General features: G+C 63.8%; 16 protein-coding genes. 11 read left to right on the forward strand and 5 right to left on the reverse strand.

Going from position 1 to position 16,186, the window contains the following annotated elements; all coding sequences use genetic code 11:
- The first annotated feature begins 17 nt into the window (after nucleotides 1-17).
- The gene (gene carB, locus C7G42_RS11065; RefSeq protein ID WP_106949043.1) at nucleotides 18-3,482 is read left to right on the forward strand and encodes a carbamoyl-phosphate synthase large subunit; all 3,465 of its coding nucleotides are present in this window, start codon (nucleotides 18-20) and stop codon (nucleotides 3,480-3,482) included.
- 223 nt (nucleotides 3,483-3,705) lie between these two features.
- Nucleotides 3,706-4,179, forward strand: coding sequence for a transcription elongation factor GreA (gene greA, locus C7G42_RS11070; protein WP_007596674.1), 474 nt, complete (start codon nucleotides 3,706-3,708; stop codon nucleotides 4,177-4,179).
- Nucleotides 4,180-4,460: 281 nt separating this feature from the next.
- Here the strand turns inward: greA and C7G42_RS11075 are convergent, their stop codons facing one another.
- Nucleotides 4,461-4,940 carry an Lrp/AsnC family transcriptional regulator gene (locus tag C7G42_RS11075; RefSeq protein WP_027547667.1) on the reverse strand — a complete coding sequence of 160 codons (480 nt, stop codon included), beginning with the start codon at nucleotides 4,938-4,940 and terminating at the stop codon, nucleotides 4,461-4,463.
- Nucleotides 4,941-5,206: 266 nt separating this feature from the next.
- On the opposite strand from C7G42_RS11075, the gene trxB reads away from it, so the two are divergent.
- The 5 genes from trxB to C7G42_RS35245 all read left to right on the forward strand — a co-directional run bounded on the left by trxB (nucleotide 5,207) and on the right by C7G42_RS35245 (nucleotide 9,067).
- Complete coding sequence (trxB, locus tag C7G42_RS11080) at nucleotides 5,207-6,172, forward strand: thioredoxin-disulfide reductase (RefSeq protein ID WP_106949044.1); 966 nt, start codon at nucleotides 5,207-5,209, stop codon at nucleotides 6,170-6,172.
- A 5-nt stretch (nucleotides 6,173-6,177) separates the two neighbouring features.
- Entirely contained in the window at nucleotides 6,178-7,101 is a 924-nt protein-coding gene (locus C7G42_RS11085) for a LysR family transcriptional regulator (protein ID WP_026201990.1), read from the forward strand.
- Nucleotides 7,102-7,559: 458 nt separating this feature from the next.
- Nucleotides 7,560-8,468: a 4-hydroxy-tetrahydrodipicolinate synthase family protein gene (locus C7G42_RS11090; RefSeq protein WP_106949045.1), complete on the forward strand. Its 909-nt coding sequence runs from the start codon at nucleotides 7,560-7,562 to the stop codon at nucleotides 8,466-8,468.
- A gap of 175 nt (nucleotides 8,469-8,643) precedes the next feature.
- Nucleotides 8,644-8,790: a hypothetical protein gene (locus C7G42_RS35240; protein WP_199580837.1), complete on the forward strand. Its 147-nt coding sequence runs from the start codon at nucleotides 8,644-8,646 to the stop codon at nucleotides 8,788-8,790.
- 130 nt (nucleotides 8,791-8,920) lie between these two features.
- Nucleotides 8,921-9,067, forward strand: a complete 147-nt coding sequence (locus C7G42_RS35245) for a hypothetical protein (protein ID WP_199580838.1) — start codon at nucleotides 8,921-8,923, stop codon at nucleotides 9,065-9,067.
- A 79-nt stretch (nucleotides 9,068-9,146) separates the two neighbouring features.
- Here C7G42_RS35245 and C7G42_RS11100 read toward each other — a convergent pair whose 3' ends face one another.
- Both C7G42_RS11100 and C7G42_RS11105 read right to left on the reverse strand, forming a co-directional pair.
- Entirely contained in the window at nucleotides 9,147-9,824 is a 678-nt protein-coding gene (locus C7G42_RS11100; RefSeq protein ID WP_028150667.1) for an AAA family ATPase, read from the reverse strand.
- A 383-nt stretch (nucleotides 9,825-10,207) separates the two neighbouring features.
- Nucleotides 10,208-10,552: a hypothetical protein gene (locus tag C7G42_RS11105; RefSeq protein WP_106949047.1), complete on the reverse strand. Its 345-nt coding sequence runs from the start codon at nucleotides 10,550-10,552 to the stop codon at nucleotides 10,208-10,210.
- A gap of 435 nt (nucleotides 10,553-10,987) precedes the next feature.
- Here C7G42_RS11105 and C7G42_RS11110 point away from each other — a divergent pair, with 435 nt between their 5' ends.
- The 3 genes from C7G42_RS11110 to C7G42_RS11120 are packed head-to-tail and all read left to right on the forward strand — an operon-like array spanning nucleotide 10,988 to nucleotide 14,025.
- Nucleotides 10,988-12,154, forward strand: coding sequence for a CaiB/BaiF CoA transferase family protein (locus C7G42_RS11110; RefSeq protein ID WP_106949048.1), 1,167 nt, complete (start codon nucleotides 10,988-10,990; stop codon nucleotides 12,152-12,154).
- Between the two features lie 2 nt (nucleotides 12,155-12,156).
- On the forward strand, nucleotides 12,157-13,080 hold the full coding sequence (locus C7G42_RS11115) for an HpcH/HpaI aldolase/citrate lyase family protein (protein ID WP_106949049.1): 924 nt from the start codon (nucleotides 12,157-12,159) through the stop codon (nucleotides 13,078-13,080).
- A 6-nt stretch (nucleotides 13,081-13,086) separates the two neighbouring features.
- On the forward strand, nucleotides 13,087-14,025 hold the full coding sequence (locus tag C7G42_RS11120) for an AEC family transporter (protein WP_106949050.1): 939 nt from the start codon (nucleotides 13,087-13,089) through the stop codon (nucleotides 14,023-14,025).
- Nucleotides 14,026-14,156: 131 nt separating this feature from the next.
- Here the strand turns inward: C7G42_RS11120 and C7G42_RS11125 are convergent, their stop codons facing one another.
- Together C7G42_RS11125 and C7G42_RS35745 are read right to left on the reverse strand one after the other, a co-directional pair.
- Nucleotides 14,157-15,065: a vanadium-dependent haloperoxidase gene (locus C7G42_RS11125; RefSeq protein ID WP_245427645.1), complete on the reverse strand. Its 909-nt coding sequence runs from the start codon at nucleotides 15,063-15,065 to the stop codon at nucleotides 14,157-14,159.
- 51 nt (nucleotides 15,066-15,116) lie between these two features.
- Nucleotides 15,117-15,404: a hypothetical protein gene (locus C7G42_RS35745; protein WP_245427648.1), complete on the reverse strand. Its 288-nt coding sequence runs from the start codon at nucleotides 15,402-15,404 to the stop codon at nucleotides 15,117-15,119.
- Nucleotides 15,405-15,727: 323 nt separating this feature from the next.
- Between C7G42_RS35745 and C7G42_RS35750 the strand changes: the two genes are divergently transcribed.
- Entirely contained in the window at nucleotides 15,728-15,976 is a 249-nt protein-coding gene (locus C7G42_RS35750) for an AEC family transporter (RefSeq protein WP_245427651.1), read from the forward strand.
- Nucleotides 15,977-16,186 lie beyond the last annotated feature (210 nt).

Below are 16,186 nucleotides of genomic sequence, written 5' to 3' on the forward strand. Positions count from 1 at the left end.
CAGTCCGGCGAGAGTTGATGCCCAAACGTACAGACATCACCACCATCCTGATCATCGGCGCCGGTCCCATCGTGATCGGCCAGGCCTGCGAGTTCGACTATTCGGGCACCCAGGCGGTGAAGACGCTGAAGGAAGAGGGCTATCGCATCGTCCTCGTCAATTCCAATCCGGCCACGATCATGACCGACCCGGAATTGGCCGATGCGACCTATATCGAGCCGATCACCCCCGAGATCGTCGCAAAAATCATCGAGAAGGAACGTCACGTCATTCCGGGCGGTTTCGCGCTGCTGCCGACCATGGGGGGCCAGACCGCGCTGAACTGCGCGCTGTCGCTGCGCCAGCAGGGCACGCTGGAGAAGTTCGACGTCGAGATGATCGGCGCCACCGCCGACGCGATCGACAAGGCGGAGGACCGCCAGCTTTTCCGCGAGGCCATGACCAAGATCGGGCTCGAGACACCGAAGTCGCGGCTCGCCAACGCCTCCGCCTTGAAGAAGTCCTTCCGCGACAAGCGTCAGGCCGAACGCGAAAAGCTCTCGGGCGCGGCCCTCGAAGAGCACGATCGGCAGTGGGCGCTCGGCGAAGGCGACCGCCGCAAGCGCTACCAGGAATATGCGCTCGGCCAGGCGCTGATGGCGCTGTCCGAGATCGGGCTGCCCGCGATCATCCGCCCCTCCTTCACCATGGGCGGCACCGGCGGCGGCATTGCCTACAACAAGGAAGAGTTCCTCGACATCATCGAGCGCGGTCTCGATGCGTCTCCGACCAACGAAGTGCTGATCGAAGAATCCGTGCTCGGCTGGAAAGAGTACGAGATGGAGGTGGTGCGCGACAAGAACGACAATTGCATCATCGTCTGCTCGATCGAGAACCTCGATCCGATGGGCGTGCACACCGGCGACTCCATCACGGTCGCGCCGGCGCTGACGCTGACCGACAAGGAATACCAGATCATGCGCGACGCCTCGTTGGCGGTGCTGCGCGAGATCGGCGTCGAGACCGGCGGCTCCAACGTGCAGTTCGGCGTCAATCCCGAAGACGGCCGCATGGTCGTGATCGAGATGAATCCGCGAGTGTCGCGCTCCTCCGCCCTGGCTTCGAAGGCCACCGGCTTTCCGATCGCCAAGGTCGCGGCCAAGCTCGCGGTCGGCTACACGCTGGACGAAATCGCCAACGACATTACCGGCGGCGCCACTCCGGCTTCGTTCGAGCCGACCATCGACTACGTCGTCACCAAGGTGCCGCGCTTCGCCTTCGAGAAATTCCCGGGCGCCTCCACCACGCTGACCACATCCATGAAGTCGGTCGGCGAAGTCATGGCGATCGGCCGCACCTTCCAAGAGAGCCTTCAAAAGGCGCTGCGCGGGCTCGAGACCGGGCTCACCGGCCTCGACGAGATCGAGATCGAGGGTCTCGGCCGCGACGACGACAAGAACGCGATCCGCGCCGCGCTCGGCACGCCGACGCCGAACCGGATTCTCCAAGTCGCACAGGCCATGCGGCTCGGCTGGTCGAACGAGGAGATCTTCAACTCCTGCAAGATCGACCCCTGGTTCCTCAGCGAGATGCGCGGCATCGTCGACATGGAGGAGAAGGTCCGCAAGAATGGCCTGCCGGGCAATGCCTTCGGCATGCGCACGCTCAAGGCCATGGGCTTCTCCGACGCGCGGCTTGCCGTGATCGCGCAGACGACCGAGGCCGAGGTGACGGCGAAGCGCCACGCGCTGGGCGTTCGCCCGGTCTACAAGCGCATCGACACCTGCGCGGCCGAATTCGCATCGCCGACCGCCTATATGTACTCGACCTATGAGGCGCCGTTCGCAGGCGCCCCGGCGGACGAGAGCACCCCGTCCGACAAGAAGAAGGTCATCATTCTCGGCGGCGGCCCGAACCGTATCGGCCAGGGCATCGAATTCGACTATTGCTGCTGTCACGCCTGCTTCGCGCTGCATGACGCCGGCTACGAATCCATCATGGTCAACTGCAACCCGGAAACGGTGTCGACCGACTACGATACCGCCGACCGGCTCTATTTCGAGCCGCTCACCGCCGAGGACGTGCTGGAGATCATCGCCAAGGAGCGCACCAACGGCACGCTGCACGGCGTGATCGTGCAGTTCGGCGGCCAGACCCCGCTGAAGCTCGCGCGTGCGCTGGAAGCCGCCGATGTGCCGATCCTCGGTACCTCGCCCGACGCCATCGACCTCGCGGAAGATCGCGACCGCTTCAAGCGCGTGCTCGACAAGCTGCGGCTGAAGCAGCCGAAGAACGGCATCGCCTATTCGGTCGAGCAGGCTCGGCTGGTCGCGACCGACCTCGGCCTGCCGCTGGTGGTACGCCCCTCCTATGTGCTCGGCGGCCGCGCCATGCAGATCATCCGCGAGGAGAACCAGCTCAGCGACTATTTGCTCGGCACGCTGCCGGAGCTGGTGCCGGCCGACGTCAAGGCGCGTTATCCGAACGACAAGACCGGGCAGATCAACACCGTGCTCGGCAAGAACCCGCTGCTGTTCGACCGCTACCTCTCCGATGCCACCGAGATCGATGTCGACTGCCTCTGCGACGGCAAGGACACCTTCATCGTCGGCATCATGGAGCACATCGAGGAAGCCGGCATCCATTCCGGCGATAGCGCCTGCTCGCTGCCGCCGCACTCACTCGACGCCAAGATGATCGAGGAGCTGGAGCGGCAGACCCGCGAGCTCGCCCTCGGCCTCGACGTCGTCGGCCTGATGAACGTGCAATACGCCATCAAGGACGGCGACATCTACGTGCTCGAGGTCAATCCGCGCGCCTCGCGCACGGTGCCCTTCGTCGCCAAGGTGATCGGCACGCCGGTCGCCAAGATCGCCGCGCGCGTCATGGCCGGCGAGAAGCTCGCCGACTTCAAGCTGAAGAAGGCGGACTTCAAGCATGTCGGCGTGAAGGAATCGGTATTCCCGTTCGCCCGCTTCCCGGGCGTAGATACCGTGCTTGGTCCCGAGATGCGCTCGACCGGCGAGGTCATGGGCATCGACCGTTCCTTTGCGGTAGCGTTCGCCAAGAGCCAGCTCGGCGGCGGCACGCGGGTGCCGCGCAAGGGCACGGTGTTCGTCTCGGTGCGCGAGAGCGACAAGACCCGCATCGCCGAGGCCGTCCGCGAATTGCATTCGCTCGGCTTCAAGGTGCTGGCGACATCGGGCACTCAGCGCTTCCTGACCGACCAGGGCATCCCGACCGAGAAGGTGAACAAGGTGCTGGAGGGGCGGCCGCATATCGTCGACGCCATCACCAATGGCGACGTCCAGCTTGTCTTCAACACCACGGAAGGCCCGCAGGCGCTCGCCGACAGCCGATCGCTGCGGCGCGCGGCCCTCTTGCATAAAGTGCCGTATTACACCACTCTTTCCGGGGCCGTGGCGGCCGCGCAGGGCATCCGCGCCTATCTCGGCGGAGACCTTGAGGTACGTACCCTGCAGAGCTACTTTTCGGAAACCTGATCGCGAGCGGCAGGCCGAGCCTCGAGGGGTTAAGCCATCCGCTAAGTGACTGGCAATGAAGCCACAATGGCCGGAGGAACTGTCCGGCCATGGTGGTTGTTCTGTTCCGGCGCCAAGCCCACATAACGTTCCGGTGGCCGCGTGTTCAGCGCCGGGAATACCGACGAATCAAGGTTGCCGCGCCCCTTTTTGTGGGGCGCGTGACCGAAGGACGAGAGAAGATATGGAAAAGGTTCCGATGACAGCGGGCGGCTTTGCCGCGCTCGGGGAAGAATTGAAGAAGCGCCAGTCCGAGGACCGTCCGCGCATCATCGAGCATATCGCGGAGGCGCGCTCGCACGGAGACCTGTCGGAGAACGCGGAATATCATGCCGCGAAGGAAGAGCAGTCCCACAATGAAGGCCGCATCGCCGAGCTCGAAGACAAGCTTGCGCGCGCCGACATAATCGACATCTCGAAACTGTCCGGCGACACCATCAAGTTCGGCGCCACCGTGACGCTGGTCGACGAGGACACCGAGAAGAAGACGGTGTGGCAGATCGTCGGCGAAGTCGAGGCCGACGCCAAGAAGGGCCGCATCTCCATCACCTCGCCCCTCGCCCGCGCGCTGATCGGCAAGAAGAAGGGTTCGACCGTCGAGGTCAACGCCCCCGGCGGCGCCAAGGCGTATGAAATCACCAAGGTGGAGTGGCGGTAAGGATTTGCCGCTGCGCTGACGTTTGAAAAAGGCCGCGCCCAGCGCGGCCTTTTTGCTTCGGCGTTTGGCCGGCGCGAGTTGACATGCGCTCTCACCGCACGTCAACGACGGCGCATGTGGGCAACAGCGCGCTCGACTGTCGTGTCCCGGGCGCGGTGCGGCACGGGGTGACGCTCAGCAGAACCGGGACCCAGCAGGCGGCACGACACATGGTGGAGATGGGCCCCGGCTCTGCAGCGCATCACTTCGTGCTGCGCAGCGTCCTGGGCACCGGACCAGCCTTACCTCCGCCCCTTCACATCCAGCGGCACGGCTGCCTCGTATTTCGAATTATGCAGCACCAGCGACGTCCGCACATTCCGCACGTGCGGCGCGGCGGTGAGATGCGTGACGAAATCCTGGAAGGTCGCCATGTCGGGCGCGACGCATTTGAGGATGAAATCGACCTCGCCCGACAGCATCCAGCATTCCCGCACCAGGGGCTCGGCGCGAACGAACTCCTCGAAGGCACGCAAATCCGCCTCGGCCTGGCTGGACAGGTGCACGGCGGCGAACACGGTGACGTCGAAGCCGAGCTTACGGGCGTCGAGCAGGCCGCGATAACCGTGGATGTAGCCCTCCTCCTCCAACGCCCGGACCCGGCGCAGGCAGGGCGGCGGCGAGATGCCGACCCGCTTGGCCAGCTCGACATTCGTGATTCGACCGTCGGCCTGAATTTCGGTGAGAATTTTCAGGTCGATCTCGTCTAGGTTCCGCGACACGTGAATGGAACTCCTGGCCTTTGCGGCGGTATTGGTGGGTTTCTCGGAATCCTCATAGCCCAGTCCAGACCTCTAGCGCAATTTTATTGCGCGTGCACCGCAATCGACTTTTGTTCCCTGTTGGAAAAATCCGCTGACAGGCAATGCAATTCTTGCATAGCTCACCAGAAGGCTTAGATTAGCTCTGATATTTCAGCGCCTCCGCGAGGCCTCCCGGCACGTTCCGCGCCCGCGCTGCAAGTCCCCCGTGCAAAGGCGCCTGTCGAATGTCCGCTCCTGTTCATGCAAAGGTCGTCATTATCGGCTCCGGCCCCGCCGGCTACACCGCGGCGATCTACGCCGCGCGTGCGATGCTCGAGCCGATCCTGATCCAGGGCATCCAGCCGGGCGGCCAGCTCACCATCACCACCGACGTCGAGAACTATCCGGGCTTCGCCGACGTGATCCAGGGCCCTTGGCTGATGGAGCAGATGGAGAAGCAGGCGGTGCATGTCGGCACCAGGATCATCTCCGACCTGGTGATCAAGCTCGACACCTCGCAGCGGCCGTTCCGCCTCACCTGCGACTCCGGCGACGTCTATCTCGCCGACGTGGTGATCCTGGCCACGGGCGCCCAGGCGCGCTGGCTCGGGTTGCCGTCCGAAGTCAAATTCCAGGGCGGCGGCGTGTCGGCCTGCGCCACCTGCGACGGCTTCTTCTACCGCAACAAGGAGGTCGTGGTGGTCGGCGGCGGCAATACCGCAGTGGAGGAGGCCCTGTACCTCACCAACCATGCCTCGCAGGTCACCATCGTGCATCGCCGCGATCACTTCCGGGCCGAGCGCATCCTGCAGGAGCGCCTGTTCAAGCACCCGAAGATCCAGGTGATCTGGGACAGTGCCGTCGACGAGATTTGCGGCACCGAGAACCCCAACAAGGTCACCCATGTCCGCCTCAAGAACGTCAAGACCGGCGCGCTGACGGATTTGAAGACCGACGGCGTCTTCATCGCCATCGGCCACGCACCGGCGACCGAGCTCGTGAAAGACCAGATCAAGCTCAAACCGTCGGGCTATGTCGAGGTCGCCCCGAACTCGACCGCCACCTCGGTGCCCGGCCTGTTCGCCGCTGGCGACGTGGCGGATGAAACCTATCGCCAGGCCGTCACGGCCGCCGGCCTCGGCTGCATGGCAGCTCTCGAAGCCGAACGTTTCTTGGCCCTGCGCGCCAGCGAGCGCGCGGCAGCGGAATAAAGATCATGCCTCGAACACGCGACGGATTTACGGATATGGACTGGGACAAGCTGAAGGTGTTTCACGCAGCGGCGGAAGCTGGCAGCTTCACGCATGCGGGCGAGCAACTCGGCCTGTCGCAATCGGCGGTGTCGCGCCAGGTCTCGGCGCTGGAGCAGGAGCTTTCGGTCTCACTGTTCCACCGCCATGCCCGCGGCCTGATCCTCACCGAGCAGGGCGACCTCCTGTTCCGCACCGCGCATGACGTGTTCATGCAGCTCCAGGCGGCGCGCGCCAAGCTGACCGACAGCCGCGAGCGGCCGAGCGGCGACCTCAAGATCACCACCACACCCGGCGTCGGCATCAATTGGCTGATCCCGCGGCTCGGCGAATTCACCGCGCTCTATCCGGAGATCCGGATCTCGCTGATCGTCACCGACGAGGAGCTCGACCTGTCGATGCGCGAGGCTGACGTCGCGATCCGCACCCGCAAGCCGACTCAGCCGGATCTGATCCAGCGCAAACTGTTCGCGATGGGCTTCCACGCCTATTGCTCGCCGGAATACATCAAGCGCTTCGGCACGCCGCGCACGCTGGAAGAGCTCGACTCCCACCGCATCATCACGCTTTCGGACGGCAACTTCGCGCCACATTTGCAGAACCGCAACTGGCTGGTCGAAGCGGGCCGCAACGGCTCGGGTCCGCGCGAAGCCTATTTCAGGGTGAACAACATCCTCGGTCTGGTCCGCGCCTGTCAGCAGGGCCTCGGCATCGCCGCGCTGCCCGACTACCTCGTCGAGGAACAGAGCAAACTCGTGCAGCTGTTCGGCGAGTCGGATTCGATCCAGCTCGATACGTATTTTGTTTATCCCGAGGAGTTGAAGACGGTCGCGCGTGTGCAGGTGTTCCGCGACTTCGTGGTCAGCAAAGCGCAGCGCTGGCCGTCCTGATTTCCGCATGACTGACATGCGGCCTCGGCTGTTGCTGCGGGCCGCTCGTCAAGCTCATACTGTTTGCACGCTGAGCCTTCGCGTTGCGCATTTGTCCCCCTCCTCCAGTGGCGCGGGAGTTCAGTAATCCCTCTTGGAAGGTGATTGTGTCGGCCTCACGTGGCCAATACCTTAAGCCGGGCTCTCTGGGCCCGGCTTTTTTTCGTTCAAATTAGCCGTCGCCCTCCGCGTGTATTGACAGTTCCAGGCATACCCCGCATCATTTGCAGATGATCACGAAGTCGTGCGCATTCTCGTCGAAGGCGATCGCCTCGAAAAAAGGCCCCCATTCGGGGACCTCGGAGTTTTGCGCGCGCTAGACCGACTTCGTCATCGCTGCAATCCCGAAAACCCCGCCGCCTGGACGGGGTTTTTTCATGTGCCCTCCGTCTCAGGTTTCCCGAGAAGGAGATGGAAACATGACCGGACTTGAAGATCATTTGCACGGGCTGTGGCTGCCGCTGGTGACGCCGTTTCAGGGTGGCGCGCTCGACGAGCGATCGCTGCGGCGGCTGACGCGACATTACAGCGCGCAAGGCATCGACGGCTTGATCCTGGGGGCGACCTCCGGCGAAGGCATGACGTTGCGCGACGCCGAACTCGAACGTCTCGTCGCCATCGTGCGTGACGAGATGGCCGCGGGCGGGCGCACCTTGCCGATCTGCCTCGGACTATCAGGCGCGGACACCTCGCGGCTGCAGGATCGTCTCGACGAGACCGCGGACTGGCCGATCGATGGCTACCTGATCGCAAGCCCCTATTATGTGCGGCCCTCGCAGCGCGGATTGCTGGCGCATTTTGAGACGCTTGCCGATCACGCCGCATGGCCGCTCGCGCTCTACAACATCCCCTATCGCACCTCGGTGAACATCACCAACCAGACCGTGCTGCGTCTGGCCGAGCACCCCAACATCGTCGGCTTGAAGGATTGCGGCGCGAGCCGCGAGCAATCGATCGCGCTGTTGCGCGACCGCCCGAAGGAATTTCGCGTGCTCACCGGCGAGGACGCCAACTTTTTCGAGGCGCTCGGCGACGGCGCCGACGGCGGCATCGTTCTGTCCGCCCATGTCGAAACTGCGACGTTTGCGGCGGTGTATGCGGAAACGAAGCGCGGCAACCAGGATGCGGCGCTGGCGCGCTGGCACGAGGTCGCCGATCTGACGCGGCTGCTGTTCACCGAACCGAGCCCGGCGCCGGCGAAGTACTGGCTGTGGCGATGCGGCCTGATCGACAGTCCCGAGGTGCGCCTGCCGATGGTGGAAGTGAGCAGCGAGCTCGCCGCCGCGATCGATCGCGAGATCGAGCGGCGGACGATGGTTGCGGCGTAATCTCGTCCTCTCCACCCGCGCTGCTTTCCTTCTCCCTTGCGGGAGAGGGAAAGAGCGCCGCCCGTGGTTAACCGCGCCCCAACGGCCTTCGCTGCTGCCGCAGGCTGCATCCACGCCTCGTTTACGCAATCGCGCCTATCGTTTGCTCCAGGACTTTTCACGAGGGGGAATCACCATGGGGCATCGCAACCGGCCTACGGCCGCGCAGCAATTCGCGCCGGCCGATCTTTTTCAGGGAATTCTCGTCGTATCGTCATTCGGGTTCTGGGCCGTGATGCTCGGCCTGATGCCGGTGCTGCTGTTCCGGGTCTGGCTCGCTTGAGGCGGCGCTTCGCGCGGATGGTTAAGCCGGGGTCACAAATGCGCTCAAAATGCGAGCGGGATTGCCAGCCGGAATTTTAAAACATCCGGTCTATGGTCACGCCCAAGCGAAGAAATCGCGGGGGGCATTTGTGAATAGTCATAACGAAGTGGCGTCGCATTACGACGCCGGTGAGCAGAGCTTTACCGCCGAGGACATTCTCTGGGCCGTCGGCATCTGGTCGGTGATCCTGACGCTGTCGCCGGTCATCGTGTTCTACATGCTGATGGTGGCGTAGCCCTGCTTCAGCAGATCCCGAAAACGCAAAACGCGCGGACATCCGCGCGTTTTTCGTCCGGGGAATGAATTATAAAAAATTACGCAGCCTGCTTGTGCATTGCGCCGGACGCCGACGCCGTGCCGCGAATGGCCTTGACTGAACGCTCGATCGCCGCCCACAGCCTTGCGATTTCCTGAGCCGCACGACTCTCGGCCTGATATTCCCGCGCGCCTTCGCCGTGGCTCAGCGCCATCAGCAGATCCGAACGGTTGGTGATCTGGCCGCCCCACACCGGAGCCCGGAATTTCGCCAGCGCTTCGCGGGCGATGGTGACGATCGGGCTTTCGGACTCGTCGCGGCGCGCCGGGGCACCGTTGAGCACGACCGCGTAGGGCTTGCGCGCGGCGCGGCACATCTGGATGGTTTCCTGCACCGCGTTGACGTCGAACACGCCCGGACGCGCCGGGATGACCACCATCGTCGCGTTCTTGATCGCGTCGTCGACGACGGCCGAGAGGTTCGGCGGCGTGTCGATCAACACCCACTCATACCCGTCGCGCTTGGCAGCGGAGACGATGCCGCTGACGGAGTTCACGGCCGCCTTGATCGGCGGTTCGTTGGTGCCGCGCAGCTTGTGCCACAGCGTCAGCGAGCCCTGCGGGTCCGCGTCCACGAGCATAACCTGCTTGCTCGCCTTGATCTGTGCGGCAAGATGTGCGGCGAGGGTACTCTTGCCCGAGCCGCCTTTACGCGATGCGAAAACAATAACGTTCATACCTTCGGCCTCCAGATTGACCCCAGAGCGTGAAAATGAATCACCACGCTGATTCGTGAAAGAAAAATTTATCGAGGGTTGCGTTACGGCCACGAAATAACAAGGCGTGTTGGCTTTTGAGTCACACTGCGTCGCGGAACGAGCCGCCGAGCACAGGAAATTGCGGCTCTCGCGAGCGTCTGTGCGTTTTTTGAGCAGTCTTGCGAGATCGCGCGGGACGCAACCTTGCCGGGCAAACCCTGATCCGACTCTTTCCCATCCGGCGTTCGTAATTGCCGCAGGCAGCAGCACGGCCGGCGCGAACAAAAGGAGTCCGCGGGCTGGCGCGGAGCTGATGGCCGTAAGCTGACGAAGGTTTCAGACAGGAACGCGGGGGCCCGCGCTCAGCCTTCGGTGGTCTTTTTCTTCTTGGCGGCCGGCTTGGTGCTCTTCTTCGCGGTCTTGGGCGCGATGTTGGTCGGCTTGCCGGCGCGCTGCTCGCCCGGCTCGGGTCCGCGGCGGAAGAACACCGCGCATTGCGGCGACAGCTGCGCCTTCTTCTTGATCATGCAGGCGGTGATGGCATCGACGTTCGGCACGAACTCGCCGCACAGCCGCATCGCATCCGGCGAGCAGGCCTGCTGCTCCTCCGGGGTATAGGCGAAGCCGGTACCGGGCTGGATCAGCACGGCCAGGGCCATCCCCAGGGTCGCAGCAGCCAAGGATGTCTTGAAGCGAAGCGCCGGCATCGATTCCCCCACATGTCGAGTCGGAGGGAATAGTGGGTGAACGGCGGTTCGTTGGCAACGAGGGGGGATGCGAATGCCGAAACGTGTGCGGTCTCGGCAACAGGGTGGGCGGCCTTTACCCGCAGTCGCTCGGAAAGCATTTGAGACGCGGAACTGTCTGCGACGTCATGGCCGGGCATGACGACCACGTGAAAGAGTGGGGGGACGACAGCGAGCACGGAGCCACCCAACCCAAAATTTGCGAAAACAACCCCATGCACAGTAGCCAAGTCACGGTAATGCCTGGATATTTCCACGCCATTTTTAGGATTTTGCGAAGTCGAATTTGACTCGTCGGGCAAAACGGGGGCATGATGCCATCATCAAAAAGATGCGCGTGGGGTGGTCGACTGGTCTCCTGCGCCGGTCGAAAAGCGCACGAGGGGAAGCGATCTCATGGAAGGGAATGAAGCGGAGCTGCCGCTGTCGGGCGTCACGGTGGTCTCGCTGGAGCAGGCGATCGCAGCGCCGCTGGCCAGCCGGCACCTGGCGGACTGGGGCGCGCGGGTGATCAAGATCGAGCGGCCGGGCGCAGGCGATTTCTGCCGCGACTACGACCACGTGATGAACGGCATGTCGAGCCAGTTCGTCTGGACCAACCGTTCCAAGGAAAGCCTCGCCATCGACATCAAGAGCGAGGACGGCCGCAAGGTGCTCGATGCCCTGCTGCCGCAGGCCGACGTGTTCATCCAGAACCTCGCGCCCGGTGCCGCCGAGCGGCTCGGCCTCGATGCCGCATCGCTGCTTCGGAAGCACCCGCGCATCATCGCCTGCGACGTTTCGGGCTACGGCACCGGCGGCCCCTACAGCGACAAGAAAGCCTATGATCTCCTGGTGCAGTGCGAGGCCGGCGTGCTCGCCATCAACGGCACCGAGGCGGAGCCGGCCAAGGTCGGGCTGTCGGTGGTCGATATCGCGACCGGCATGTACATCCTCAACGGCGTGCTGATGGCGCTGTACCGCCGCGAGCGGACCGGCAAGGGCACCGCGTTCCAGGCCTCGCTGTTCGACTCCATCACCGACTGGATGAGCTATCCCGCCTTCTACACCCACAGCACGGGACGGCCGCTGCCGCGCACCGGCGCCAGGCACGCCACGATCGCACCCTACGGGCCGTTCCGGGTCGGCGACGGCAACACCATCTTCTTCGGCATCCAGAACGACCGGGAATGGCGATCTCTGTGCCGCGTCGTGCTCGGCGACGCCGGCTTTGCGGATGATCCGCGCTTCCGCACCAATCCGCTGCGGATGCAGAACCGCGACGATCTGCAAGGACATATCGAGCAGCGCTTTGCATCCATGAGCAGCGAGGAGGTGCTGCGGCTGCTGGATGAGGCTTCGATCGCCAACGCGCATCTGAACTCGGTCGAGGCTTTCCTGGAGCACGAGCAGCTCCGCGCGCGGTCGCGCGTGCAAAGCGTGGACTCGCCGTGCGGCCCGGTGATGAGCTTCCTGCCGGCGCTGACCATTCCAGGCGTCAAGCCGCGGATGGATCCGGTGCCGGATGTGGGCGAGCACAACCAGGCCATCCTCGGCGAACTCGGTCTTTCGAAGGAGATTTGACGATGGCTTCGCTGCGGCCCATGCGGGCCTACCTCGCCGTCCCCGCGCATCGCGCCCGCCTCGTCGCCAAGGCAGCAGCCTCAGCGGCGGATGCGGTGTTCATGGATCTCGAGGACGCGGTTCCGCCGTCGGAGAAGAGCTTCGCGCTGAACGAGGCCGTCCAGGCACTCGCCTCGCTCGACTGGGGCAGCAAGCGTGTCACGGTGCGGATCAACGCGGTCGACAGCCCCTTCATCGCGCAGGAGATCCGCGCGCTGGCGGCGCTGCCGCGGCTGGATGCGGTGATCGTGCCGAAGGCGGAGCGCATGAGCGATATCGCCGGCATTGCCGAGCAGATGCGCGCGGCCGCGCCCGATCGCGCCGCGCCGGTGGCGCTGGACTTGCTGATCGAGACCGCGCTCGGCCTCGTCAATGTCGACGCCCTCGCCGCGTGCCACGCAAGCATCGCCGCGCTGCATCTCGGCGTCGGCGATTTCGCAGCGTCGATCGGCGCCCGTTCCTCCGACATCGGCGTGTCGCCGGACGGCTACCGGCACATGGGCTCCGCGCAAACCGGCTACGCCTCCGCTCCGCTCGACCTGTTCGCCTATCCGATGATGCGCCTTCTGGTCGCCGCCCGCGCGTTTGGCCTCATCGCCATCGACGGCCCCTGCGGCGCATTCCGCGATGCAGGGCTGACCGAGAGCAGCGCGCAAAAAGCCGCGGCGATGGGGTTCGACGGCAAGCAGGTCATCCATCCCGACCAGATCGAACCGACGCTGCGTGCCTTCGCGCCGTCGGACCAGGAGCTCGCGCAGGCGCGGCGGATCGTCGATGCGATGGAGCAAGCCGAGGCGCAAGGCCAGGGCGCGGTGACGCTGGACGGCAAGATGATCGACTATGCCAATGTGCGGATGGCGCGCCGGATCATCGAGCTGGGGTCATAGCGGCGCATGGCCACCTTGCTGATCGTCGCGCCGGTGTTCGCGCTGATCGCGGCCGGTTATGGCGCGGTGCTGTTTCGCTTCGTCTCGGAGAGCGCGCACAAGGGCATCAGCGAATTCGCCTTCAGCATCGCGATCCCTGCGCTGCTGTTCCGCACCATCGTCGTGTCGGAATTCCCCGATGTCAGCCCCTACCGGATGTGGGGCGCCTATTACGGTGCGCTGGCGCTGACCTGGATCGCGGCGCTCGCGATCTCGGCGCTGCTGCGCGCACGGCGCGAAGACCGCGAGGACGGCGTCGTGTTCGCGATCGGCTCGGTCTACGGCAACATCGTGATGCTCGGCATTCCGCTGGTGCTCTCGGCGCTCGGCAACGAGGCGGCGGGCCCGATGGCGCTGATCCTGTCGGTGAACACGCCGCTGCTCTGGCTCTGCGGCATCCTGCAGATGGAGCTGGTCAGCAGCAAGCGCACCGGCTCGGCCTTCTCGGTGATCCGCCCCGTGCTCGCCGACCTCGCCCGCAACCCGCTGATGATCGCGATCGGCTTCGGCGTGGTCTGGCGCTTCACCGGTCTCGGCCTTACCCCCGTGGTCGACCGCACCATCGAGCTGCTCGCGCAGGCGGGCTCGCCGACCGCGCTGATCGCGCTCGGCATCAATTTGTTTCGCTTCGAGGTGAAAGGCGAAAAGCTGAGCATTCTGGTGATGTGCGCGCTGAAGCTGGCGGCGATGCCGGCGGCCGCCTTCGTGCTGGCGAAGCTGCTCAACCTGCCCCCGGTTGCCGCCGGCGTGGTCGTGCTGTTCGCGGCAATGCCGACCGGCGCGAACGCCTACATCTTCGCGGTGCAGTATCAGCGGCTGGTGAACCCGGTGTCGGGCGCGGTGGCGCTGGGCACGCTGCTCGCAGCGGCGACGTTGCCGGTGGTGGTGTGGGTGGTGGCGGGGTGAAATAAGCGTGCCCCCAGATGCAAGACGTCTCCTTTCGGAGCGGACAACAAGCCGCAATGAAAGGCAGGCAGAGCACTGGCGCCCTGCCCGCCATGTTCAGACGTTTACGGCTCTGCCTGGATGCGAAACCCTTACTGCTTCGGCTCAGCTCGCGCTTCCAGCCCTCGAAGCTGTGTCCCGACAGTCAAGTCACCGATTTTTCGGCCCATATCCTTTCCGACCTCTGTCGAGAAACGATAATGGAAGCCGGCATAGATGCGCGCATTGGCGACCTCGTCGCTATAATCCTGAATCCTGGACCATTTGCGAGTCACGCCAGGCGCGGTGGGACTGGTCATCGACAACTCCACTTCGTCGCCGGCGATCGACCGGAGGACTGTGGAAACCGCAGCCGATATGATGCAATGGGCGCAGGGGTATTCGGGATGCATTGGCGTTTCCCCCAGCGGCAACCAGGACGCTTCGCGTGGCGTCATCGGGTTGTGCGTGATGTCCGCGTTGCGAATGGCCGTCACTGGCCGCCAGAAATTGTAGTGATACTTCGCATCAAAGACGGCAACGATGGCGTCGTTCGCAGCGATCTCGGCGAGGGCAAACAGACGAGCGCAATCGACGACGTCCATGTGCCTGGCCGATGCGACTTGCCGGATGATTGGATTGAAACTGGGAGGCCCGACCAGGAACCAGAAGCGTCCGATCGCCGTCTGCTCTGGTGTCCGGGTGGTGCTGTTGCGAGCACCGAGCTCCCGAATTTCGTTGACGTCTCTGGTCCAGATCTCCGAATCGAGCGCCGGTGGTGGCACTGGACGGAATTGTGAGCCCGACGTGATGACCCAAGGGGAAGTTGCTCCAGACGTCGACGAGGCCGGCACTACGGTCGGCACATAGACGCCCGGGGCTGTATAGGGGCGATAAATCTCTTGCGTGTCACTGCCGTCATCCCTGCGCAACGCTATCACGCCGGAAGCGGCAATGTTTCCAAGCTCGATTCCATTCGCCTTGCCGTCCGTATCCGGGATGCCGGAAAGCGATGCCAGCAACGCCGCATCAAGGGCTGATCTTTGGTCCGGGTAGAATGTCAGAAGAATGTTCTAAGCCGCAGCCGACGCTGCGGCTTCCTTGGATGTTGAGCGGTCTGCTACGAGATCCAGCTTGTAAGGAGTGTACCGCCTTTCGATCGCGTTGACGGCCTCGAACATGGCCACGTGAAGGATCGACATCGTTCGGGCCTGCGACGCAGGCAGAACCTTCTTTTCAGCCGCAATAGCATCTGCTTTCGCGTTCCAATCCATGATGACATCGGCACGCGCGGTGCCGACGCAAACTGCGAGAGCGGCTATGATAAAGAATGGAGATTTCGTTGCAAGGAACGTCTTCATCTTCATGCTCCTCATTGACAAGAGAGCGACACTTGTACGGACAGACCGCGCAAGAACATGGAAGTGCAGAACGATCTTAGGATGACAGCAAGTCTGCTGCTGTGAGACACTTTACAATTATCGTTGCCGTGGCTCCAGAATACTGAAGCTTGTGATTCAAAGAGTAAGATCGACTGCCTTACCTGATGCGTGACCCGCCATCTCAGCAGTCTCCGTACACCCATCAGATGCTTGGCGTAGCGGGATCGGCGGATGTGCTGATGGCGCTGGGCATCAACCTGCCTGCTTCGAGGTGAAGTGCGGGAAGCTCATCATTTTGGTGGATGTGCGCGCTCAAGCTGCTGGCAATGCCGGCGGCCGCTTTCGTGCTGGCAAAACTGCTCGGCTTGCCACCGGTCGCAGCCGGCGTGATCGTGCTGTTCGCGGCGATGCCGACCGGCGCCAACGCGTATATTTTTGCGGTTCAGTACAAGCGGCTGGTGAACCCGGTGTCCGGCGCCGTGGCGCTGGGCACGCTGCTGGCGGCGGTGACGTTGCCGGGGGCGGTCATGGTGGTGGCCCGTCTCAACTAGCCCGCCATGCGCCCCCGCTCCGGCAAGTCGCCATCCGCCGGATCAACGCAATCCCAGGAACGACAGAATGATGCCAACCACGACCACGAGACCGACGATATAGATAATTCCGTTCATTGTTCAGCTCCTCAGCGTTCTTCCTGCCGAACTACAAACACCCTCCCCGCCGAAAAGGTCCCCCGCATCGATTGCCTATTTTTCCCGAACGCA

This window comes from Bradyrhizobium sp. MOS003 (assembly GCF_003020125.1).
In the GTDB taxonomy this organism is placed as follows: domain Bacteria; phylum Pseudomonadota; class Alphaproteobacteria; order Rhizobiales; family Xanthobacteraceae; genus Bradyrhizobium.

What these genes read in the sequence shown, in the direction of transcription:
- carB (WP_106949043.1), top strand. Translation starts at nt 18, where the DNA reads ATGCCCAAACGTACAGACATCACCACCATCCTGATCATCGGCGCCGGT.
- greA (WP_007596674.1), top strand. Translation starts at nt 3,706, where the DNA reads ATGGAAAAGGTTCCGATGACAGCGGGCGGCTTTGCCGCGCTCGGGGAA.
- trxB (WP_106949044.1), top strand. Translation starts at nt 5,207, where the DNA reads ATGTCCGCTCCTGTTCATGCAAAGGTCGTCATTATCGGCTCCGGCCCC.
- C7G42_RS11085 (WP_026201990.1), top strand. Translation starts at nt 6,178, where the DNA reads ATGCCTCGAACACGCGACGGATTTACGGATATGGACTGGGACAAGCTG.
- C7G42_RS11090 (WP_106949045.1), top strand. Translation starts at nt 7,560, where the DNA reads ATGACCGGACTTGAAGATCATTTGCACGGGCTGTGGCTGCCGCTGGTG.
- C7G42_RS35240 (WP_199580837.1), top strand. Translation starts at nt 8,644, where the DNA reads ATGGGGCATCGCAACCGGCCTACGGCCGCGCAGCAATTCGCGCCGGCC.
- C7G42_RS11100 (WP_028150667.1), bottom strand. Translation starts at nt 9,824, where the DNA reads ATGAACGTTATTGTTTTCGCATCGCGTAAAGGCGGCTCGGGCAAGAGT.
- C7G42_RS11105 (WP_106949047.1), bottom strand. Translation starts at nt 10,552, where the DNA reads ATGCCGGCGCTTCGCTTCAAGACATCCTTGGCTGCTGCGACCCTGGGG.
- C7G42_RS11110 (WP_106949048.1), top strand. Translation starts at nt 10,988, where the DNA reads ATGGAAGGGAATGAAGCGGAGCTGCCGCTGTCGGGCGTCACGGTGGTC.
- C7G42_RS11115 (WP_106949049.1), top strand. Translation starts at nt 12,157, where the DNA reads ATGGCTTCGCTGCGGCCCATGCGGGCCTACCTCGCCGTCCCCGCGCAT.
- C7G42_RS11120 (WP_106949050.1), top strand. Translation starts at nt 13,087, where the DNA reads ATGGCCACCTTGCTGATCGTCGCGCCGGTGTTCGCGCTGATCGCGGCC.
- C7G42_RS35745 (WP_245427648.1), bottom strand. Translation starts at nt 15,404, where the DNA reads ATGAAGACGTTCCTTGCAACGAAATCTCCATTCTTTATCATAGCCGCT.
- C7G42_RS35750 (WP_245427651.1), top strand. Translation starts at nt 15,728, where the DNA reads ATGTGCGCGCTCAAGCTGCTGGCAATGCCGGCGGCCGCTTTCGTGCTG.